The organism is Hydrogenophaga sp. (genome assembly GCF_048549895.1).
Classification (GTDB): Bacteria; Pseudomonadota; Gammaproteobacteria; order Burkholderiales; family Burkholderiaceae_C; genus Hydrogenophaga.
In genome coordinates this window covers 1-6,731 of record NZ_JBLYYB010000109.1, presented here as the reverse complement: position 1 = coordinate 6,731, position 6,731 = coordinate 1, and the positions used below count along the sequence as shown (strand labels likewise).

Here is a 6,731-nt window from a genome sequence, read left to right as displayed (position 1 = left end):
GCCGGGCATGTTCGCCCGAGCGTGATTCGCAGAAGTCGTAGACGACCACCCGGGTGTTCTCGAACGCGCCCGTCGCATAGGCCCATAGATAGGCGCGATGTGTCTTTCCGTTGCCCGGTTTGAGCATGGACACCGGCGTCTCGTCGGCATGAAGCACGCGGTGCTGCAGCAGCTCGTTTCTCATGGCGTCCACCAGCGGCTGCAGCTGCACGCCGCAGGAGCCCACCCATTGCGCCAACGTGGAGCGTGGGATAGCCAGGCCGGCTCGACCGAAGATCGCTTCCTGGCGGTACAGCGGAAGGTGGTCTGCGTACTTGGCCACCAGCACCTGGGCGAGCAGCCCGGTGGTGGGGATGCCCTTGTCGATGACGTGCGGATCGACGGGGACTTGGGTGAGCGTCTCGCACTTCGCGCATGCCCACTTGCCCCGGATGTGGCGCTCGACACTGAACACACCAGGCACGTAGTCCAGCTTCTCGGCCACGTCCTCGCCGATACGCTTCATCTGGCAACCGCAGGCACAGGTGGTCGAGTCGGGCTCGTGGCGGATCTCGCGCCGCGGAAGGTTGGCTGGCAGCGGCGCGCGCTTGGGGTTTCTCTTCTCTTCCAGCTTGGCCGGTGTCTGCGCTTCCTGCAGCGCATCGATCTCTGTGGCCACGGCCGCCAAGTCAGCCTCGATCTCGTCTTCAAGCAGGCTCTTCTGCTCGGGGTTGAAGCGCTCGCCAAACCTCTCGCTTTGAGCTGTGAACTTCATACGCTTCAGAAGCGCGTTCTCGTGCGTGAGTTTGTCCAGCAGCGCGCTCTGGTGGCGCAGCTGCGTCATGAGGCGCGTGGTCAGTTCACGCAGCTCTTCTGCGCTCAGGCTCTGCAGGGATTGAGGCTCGACCACCATGGGCATCCACTGTGCCAGCACTGGAATGTGCGCACCATTGGCGCATGCCCCAATTGGCAAGCGCCAGTCTGCACTTCAGAGTCAGACCACGGTGATGACACCACCGTCGCCAAGGCGCTGCCAGGGCAGGCCCAGCACCAGTGCATCGAACTTTGCGCGAGAGAGCACGGCGGTGCTGGCCGCATCACGCGGCCAGACGAACTTGCCGCTGTTCAGGCGCCGCGCTGCCAGCCACACGCCGATGCCGTCGTGCACCAGCACCTTCGTGCGGTTGGCTCTTCTGTTGGTGAACAGGTAGGCGTGGTGCGGTCGTGCCGCGCCGAAGACCAACACCACGAGAGCCAGCGCCGTCTCGGTGCCCGCTCTCATGTCCAGCGGCTCAGTGGCCAGCCACAGCGCATCAACTCGGATCACTTGAGCAGCTCTCGCATCCACACGCCGCACTGCTCGTCCGCTGCCAGGGGCCAGGTCACCGAGACGCTGGTGGCGCCGCGACGCAACTCGATGCCGATGTGCGGTGCAGGTGCGCATGCCGCTGGCGGTAGCGGCACCGGCACGAACGCGGGAGCCTGGAGGGCAGGCAGCGCGCCAACCGCTTCGCGGCGCCACTTGTGAACGACGTTGGCGTTGATGCAGTGTGACAAGGCGATGCTGGCCACCGATGCACCTGGCTCGGCGCACTGGGTAAGGATCTGCTGCTTGAGCTCGGCGCTGTGCCGCCGGCGGGTCTTCTTCTTGGATTCATTCATGGTGTCCACCTATTCGCTTGGTGGACACCATCGTTGCCGCTTAGACCGATCCCTTCAAGGTGGGATGGCCGCGCGCTTACATTTAAAGTGATAAAAATAATGACCTTTGTGTTCAGAGCGGTCGTCGCTGTTTCAGGTTGAGCCCGGTCTTCCTACTTTTAAGGCGACTTGCGTCGCAAATCCAGCGCGTCGCCTCGCCCCTTCCAAGCCCGTCGCTTCCTGTGCATTCCGTCTCGTCATCAGACACTTCGACCACGGGGCCAAACCGTTGGACTGCCCCGACATGGCTTGCCTGGTTGAGGGTGTGTCTGATCGTGGGTCTGTTATGGGTGGATCGGCCTGCTTCGGCGGGCCAGTGGGTTCACTTGAAAGGGCTCGACGACATGAGCGTGTCGGTGGCGATCGCATCCGCTCCTTCCCGACACACGACACTGGCTGAAGTCCTCGAGCAAGATCTGTTTGAAGACCTGACCCAAGTGCGTCGCAGACCCTTGCATTCGGTGGTCTCTTTTTGGCGGATTGATTTGCACACGCCGAAGTCGCGCGACGGCGAAACCGTCTGGCTGCGTGCGGTGCCACCGCTCATCTGGGACGCAGATTTGTTGACTCCGGACGGTGAGCGACAGCACGGCGGGATGGTCTTTCCCGACCTCCAGGCTGGGCGACCGGGTTTTCCGACGCAGTTCGAGGTCCGCCTGACATATCCATTGACGCGCCTGTACTTTCACATCGACACCGCTTTGCCCGAGCTCACCCACGTCTCTGTGCTGTCGGACGAAGCGCTCAGCGGAGAGGTGCAGCGAGACACTTTGCGCCAAGGCTCGTTCATCGGCGCGGCAATGTTGATGCTGGTGTTGACCTTGGCCAACTGGGTCTTTACCCGCAAGCGCATCCACCGCGACTTCGCCATCTACATTGCCTGCGTGTCGCTGTTCATGTTGTGCTTCAACGGGTACCTGACAGCCTATTTCCTGGTGAACTACCCCACGCTTGTTGCTCGGTTGTCACTGGTGAGTTTTGTGATGGCAGTGAGCAGCACCATCTGGTTTTCGCTCTCAGTGCTCGACTTGCGCCGACAAATGCCACGGATGGCCACCTGGCTCACACGTTTTCTCCTCTTGGTGGTTGCGGTTGCATTGCCCGGTTTCAATCTCGACTGGCTGGGATGGGTCTCAAAGGTGTTGTGGCTCACCTATCTTCCGGTGGGTATCTTGCTGTTGGGTCTCAGTGCGCACTTGGCTTGGAAGCTGCGCAGCGTCAAAGCTTGGTTGGCTTTCGCCGCGTTTCTGTCGTTCTCGGTGTTCGAAAAGGCGCCTTTGCTCAGCATGGCGGGCCTGTTGCCGTTGTCCGAATGGACCCCCGACATTGCCAAGATTGGGTTTGTTTTCTACATGCTGCTCACGCACCTGTACTTGCTGATTCACTTGGGAGACCAGCGCGAACTTGAGCGTCGCGCCATGGCAGCCCGGCTGGAAGCAGAGGCCGAGCGCAACCAGCGGCGCGATCTGGCGCAGTTTCTCAGCATGTTCGGACACGAGGTGCGCACTCCGCTGAGCATCATCGACGCCGCCACCCAGAGCCTGGAGATGATGGCGGGCTCTGATGCGCCCAAGGTGCAGGTGCGTCATAAACGAATTCGCAATGCGGTGGAGCGGCTCAATTTGCTCTCGCGTGAGGCGTTGGCGCGAGAACGCATCGAGTCAGGTTCATGGACGGCGCGCCCGAGGGTGTTTGACATCCACCACATGATCGAAGGCGCACTGGGCATGCAGTGCATTGCTGCCCCCGACTTCAGCCTAGGCGAGCGCATGAGCGTGCCGGCCACCGTGGGCGGATCGCCTGAAGGGAGCTTTGAGGTCGAGATCGCTGCGGGCTTTTCGGAAATGGAGGCTGACCCCGACATGATCGAACTCGCGTTGAGCAATCTGATTGACAACGCCTGCAAATATGCAGACCCTGGCAGCGGGGTGCGCTTGTTGATCTCCACCGTACCGGGAGAGGATGGAGAGCCGAGTTGTGCGCTGTTTGAAGTGCTGAGCCGAGGTCAATTCCTCACCAGCGAAGAACTCGCCAGAGTGTTTGATAAGTACTGGCGGCGCAGCGAGGCCCAGGGTGTGGCCGGCGCTGGTCTGGGTTTGCACTTGGTGCGCCTGATTTCCGGAGCCCATGGTGGCTGGGTGCGCGCACGCAGCCTGCCTGATCGGTGGACATCTTTCTCGCTGTTCATCCCGTTGAAAAGTAAAGTGATTCCGACATACGAAGGAGTGGAGCAATCGTGAGTGGTATTCGGGTGATGATCGTGGAGGACAACGAGGACCTGCGCGAGGAGATGGAGTTTCAATTGGAGTCGGCCGGCTTTCTGGTGCGCAGTGCGGCGGACAGTGTTGAGTTGGACGCCCTGCTCGCCCAGGAGCGGTGCGACGTTCTGGTACTCGACCTCAACCTGCCGGGAGAAAACGGTTACTCCATCGCTCGGCGCCTTTTTGATCCTCAGCGGCTTTGCATCATCATGTTGACTGCCCGCGACGAGATCGATGACAAGACGCGTGGGTTCGAAGAGGGGGCCGATAGCTACATGGTCAAGCCAGTCGACAGACGAGAGCTAGCCGCCTGCATCCGTGCGCTGTACCGCCGGGTAGCTCTGCCCGAACGCTTTGCATCTGAATGGGCGCTCTACTGTGCTGCACGGGAGCTGGTTTCACCCGACGGACGTCGATTGGGCCTCACGGCCACCGATGTCACGGTGCTGTCTGCTCTGGCCGCAGAACCCGGTCGCACGAGAAGTCGGCAGGAGATCGTGACGTTGCTGGGTATCGACTTCATGGAAACGCCGGAGGGACGCACCAACACCATCATCAGCCGGCTGCGGCAGAAGCTGACCCACTTCGACCCCGAACTTCGCATCGTGTCCTGGCGCAACCAGGGCTACTCATACGTGGGCCCGTCCATCCAGCAGACTCCCACAGGTATTCGGGTCTAGTCCTGGGCTTCCGAATCGGTGAGGCCAGCGCACAGATGTGGGCGCAGTGCAACGACCACTTGTATCACGATGGAAATTGAAGTCACTTAAATGACAAAAACATCATAAATGGTAATATGAAGTGATCGCTGGGCCAAAGCTTGGCAGATGGTTCAACTTACGAGGTACGAATGCACGCCTTGACCAATTTTGTTGACAGTCTGGAGGTACCGGGGCTGACCAAGTCAGCCTTGGTCGACATGTTGATCGAACAGATGGGACTCAACGGCCGCGAGGCGGTTGAGTTGGTGGAAGGCTTTTTCGAGTTGATTCTGGATCGGCTCTCCAAAGGCGAAGACGTGAAGCTCGCGGGGTTTGGCAACTTCGAAGTCCACCACAAAAAGGAGCGTCCAGGCCGCAACCCAAGAACGGGCGAGGGTGTGCAGATTTCTCCTCGGCGAGTGGTCAAGTTTTCGGCTGGGCCGAAGTTCATGCAACGCATGGCCAACAAGCAACTCGCCGCTGAGCTTTCAATTCCCAAGGTCGGATCAGAACTGCTCCATCCTGAAGTGAAGCAGAGCAGGCGCGCGTCAACGCGTTCTGAAGAGGCGCGTCAGCCAGCCGGACTCTGATCTGTCGGCCGAGACGGTGGGCGTGCGTGTCGCCGCGGATTGCTGGAGCTGCTGCACATGAGATTGAGAAGCCTTGCCGGCTATTCGCTCGGCTGGGCCGAGTTGCTTCATGTCGAGAGCCAACTGTTTGCGTGTCTGTAACCGCAAGGCTTGGAGCTCCTCAGCATTGATGCCATCGGGTGGCATGGTTTCTACGAACGATTCGGGTGAGCGGAGTTGTCTGTTGCGCCCAGTGAGTGCCCTTTGGAGGAAGGGCGTGACGGGGGACGGAGGACGGGTTGTGAGTGTGGGCACTGCGCTGGTGCAACCAAGGCCAGTCCCTCGTCCTTTTGACATCTGATGTGTCAGTGGCAGACGCTGTAACCAGTCGAGCAAAGGTTGCCATTGGAGCAAGTCGCTTGTGTGCAAGGCCGCGGGGACGTCAAATATGCTTTTGCCCGACTCCAAACACTCTCGGTATTTGGATGCTTCAGCAATCACCGTGAGCAGCGGCAAAGGGCTAGGCGCAGCATCGCTCCGCCAAGCCAGCAAGACGTCAATGGGCCACCGCATACCCACCACCGCCACCCGGCAGCGCCCGCTGGCTACCCGGGGATGTTGGTACACCTCCTGCAGAAAGTCGATGGTGGTTTCAGTGTCAAACACCGAAGGCCCAACGGGCACCACAATCCCGTCTGCTCGAGCGAGCTGTTTGGCCAGCTCCAACCCCTGAAGACCACCCGGGGTGTCGATCACAACGTTGGGGGAGCCGAGCTGTGATCGGTAGGCAATGCTGGCTTCATTGGGCCAGTACGTAATGACTTTGTCCGCTGGACCTCGCCGTCCCAGCCATCGGCTTGCCGAGCGTTGTCGGTCGCTATCACCCAGCATCACACTGCTTCCGCTCGACGCAAACCATGCAGCGAGCTGTGTCGATAAGGTGCTCTTTCCACTTCCACCCTTGCGGTTCATGACAGCGACGATCGGCATGGTGGGGACCGGGTAGTGGATAGTGATCCCGTGCAGTTTTGGACGGGCGCAGACTGGGAAGAGAATGAAACGCTACAACTGATTTTAAATGATAAAAATGATATGTTGTAGGCAATCCTGAGCTTCCCGACAGGCGTTCAGTGTTTCAAGCGGGTCCAAAAAAAAGCCCGCAAGCAGCGGGCCAAAACTCACGTCGCTGAAACGCAAGGAGGAAGAGGTTGACAACTGCGAAGGAGCCAACCTCAGGATTTATGCTACATAAAAATGAATAAAATAGCAAATAAATGACAAAAATACAAAATTGAACAGAGGGGTGGTGATGGGTCACGCTTGGCGCCACTTGGCGTGGATTTGGGTGGTTTGGTGGTCGGTGCTCCCTCACGCGCTTCATGCAGAGGGTTTGATCGCCCAGCGCGCATGGCATGAAGACACCACCGGGATGCTCGACGCGAAATCCATTCGCCGTGAGACCTTTGTTCCGTTTGAGGGAGCGCTGACCATGGGGTTTGGTAAACACCCCCTGTGGATTC

General features: G+C 59.7%; 7 protein-coding genes. 3 read left to right on the top strand and 4 right to left on the bottom strand.

The features are described from left to right. The 3 genes from tnpC to tnpA form a co-directional block, all read right to left on the bottom strand. Positions 1-889 (bottom strand): IS66 family transposase (gene tnpC, locus ACN4F8_RS11815; protein WP_419473780.1); only part of this gene is annotated, 889 nt, incomplete at its 3' end. 84 nt (positions 890-973) lie between these two features. Next, entirely contained in the window at positions 974-1,306 is a 333-nt protein-coding gene (tnpB, locus tag ACN4F8_RS11810) for an IS66 family insertion sequence element accessory protein TnpB (protein WP_300658781.1), read from the bottom strand. Then, positions 1,303-1,641, bottom strand: coding sequence for an IS66-like element accessory protein TnpA (gene tnpA, locus ACN4F8_RS11805; RefSeq protein ID WP_300658783.1), 339 nt, complete (start codon positions 1,639-1,641; stop codon positions 1,303-1,305). The genes tnpB and tnpA overlap by 4 nt, the downstream gene beginning before the upstream one ends. Positions 1,642-2,006: 365 nt before the next feature. On the opposite strand from tnpA, the gene ACN4F8_RS11800 reads away from it, so the two are divergent. The 3 genes from ACN4F8_RS11800 (at position 2,007) to ACN4F8_RS11790 (ending at position 5,232) form a co-directional block, all read left to right on the top strand. Beyond that, positions 2,007-3,920 (top strand): ATP-binding protein, encoded by a 1,914-nt coding sequence (locus ACN4F8_RS11800; RefSeq protein ID WP_419473779.1) that lies wholly within the window; start codon positions 2,007-2,009, stop codon positions 3,918-3,920. After that, entirely contained in the window at positions 3,917-4,621 is a 705-nt protein-coding gene (locus ACN4F8_RS11795; protein WP_419473778.1) for a response regulator transcription factor, read from the top strand. The genes ACN4F8_RS11800 and ACN4F8_RS11795 overlap by 4 nt, the downstream gene beginning before the upstream one ends. 170 nt (positions 4,622-4,791) lie before the next feature. Further along, a complete protein-coding gene (locus ACN4F8_RS11790) occupies positions 4,792-5,232 on the top strand; it encodes an integration host factor subunit alpha (protein WP_419473777.1) in 441 nt (146 codons plus the stop codon). Here the strand turns inward: ACN4F8_RS11790 and ACN4F8_RS11785 are convergent. Beyond that, a complete protein-coding gene (locus ACN4F8_RS11785) occupies positions 5,191-6,201 on the bottom strand; it encodes a ParA family protein (RefSeq protein ID WP_419473776.1) in 1,011 nt (336 codons plus the stop codon). The genes ACN4F8_RS11790 and ACN4F8_RS11785 overlap by 42 nt on opposite strands. Positions 6,202-6,731: the final 530 nt, after the last annotated feature.

Bases quoted from the DNA above. Each gene is read 5' to 3' on its own strand.
- tnpA (WP_300658783.1), bottom strand. From the start codon at position 1,641: ATGAATGAATCCAAGAAGAAGACCCGCCGGCGGCACAGCGCCGAGCTC.
- ACN4F8_RS11790 (WP_419473777.1), top strand. From the start codon at position 4,792: ATGCACGCCTTGACCAATTTTGTTGACAGTCTGGAGGTACCGGGGCTG.
- ACN4F8_RS11785 (WP_419473776.1), bottom strand. From the start codon at position 6,201: ATGCCGATCGTCGCTGTCATGAACCGCAAGGGTGGAAGTGGAAAGAGC.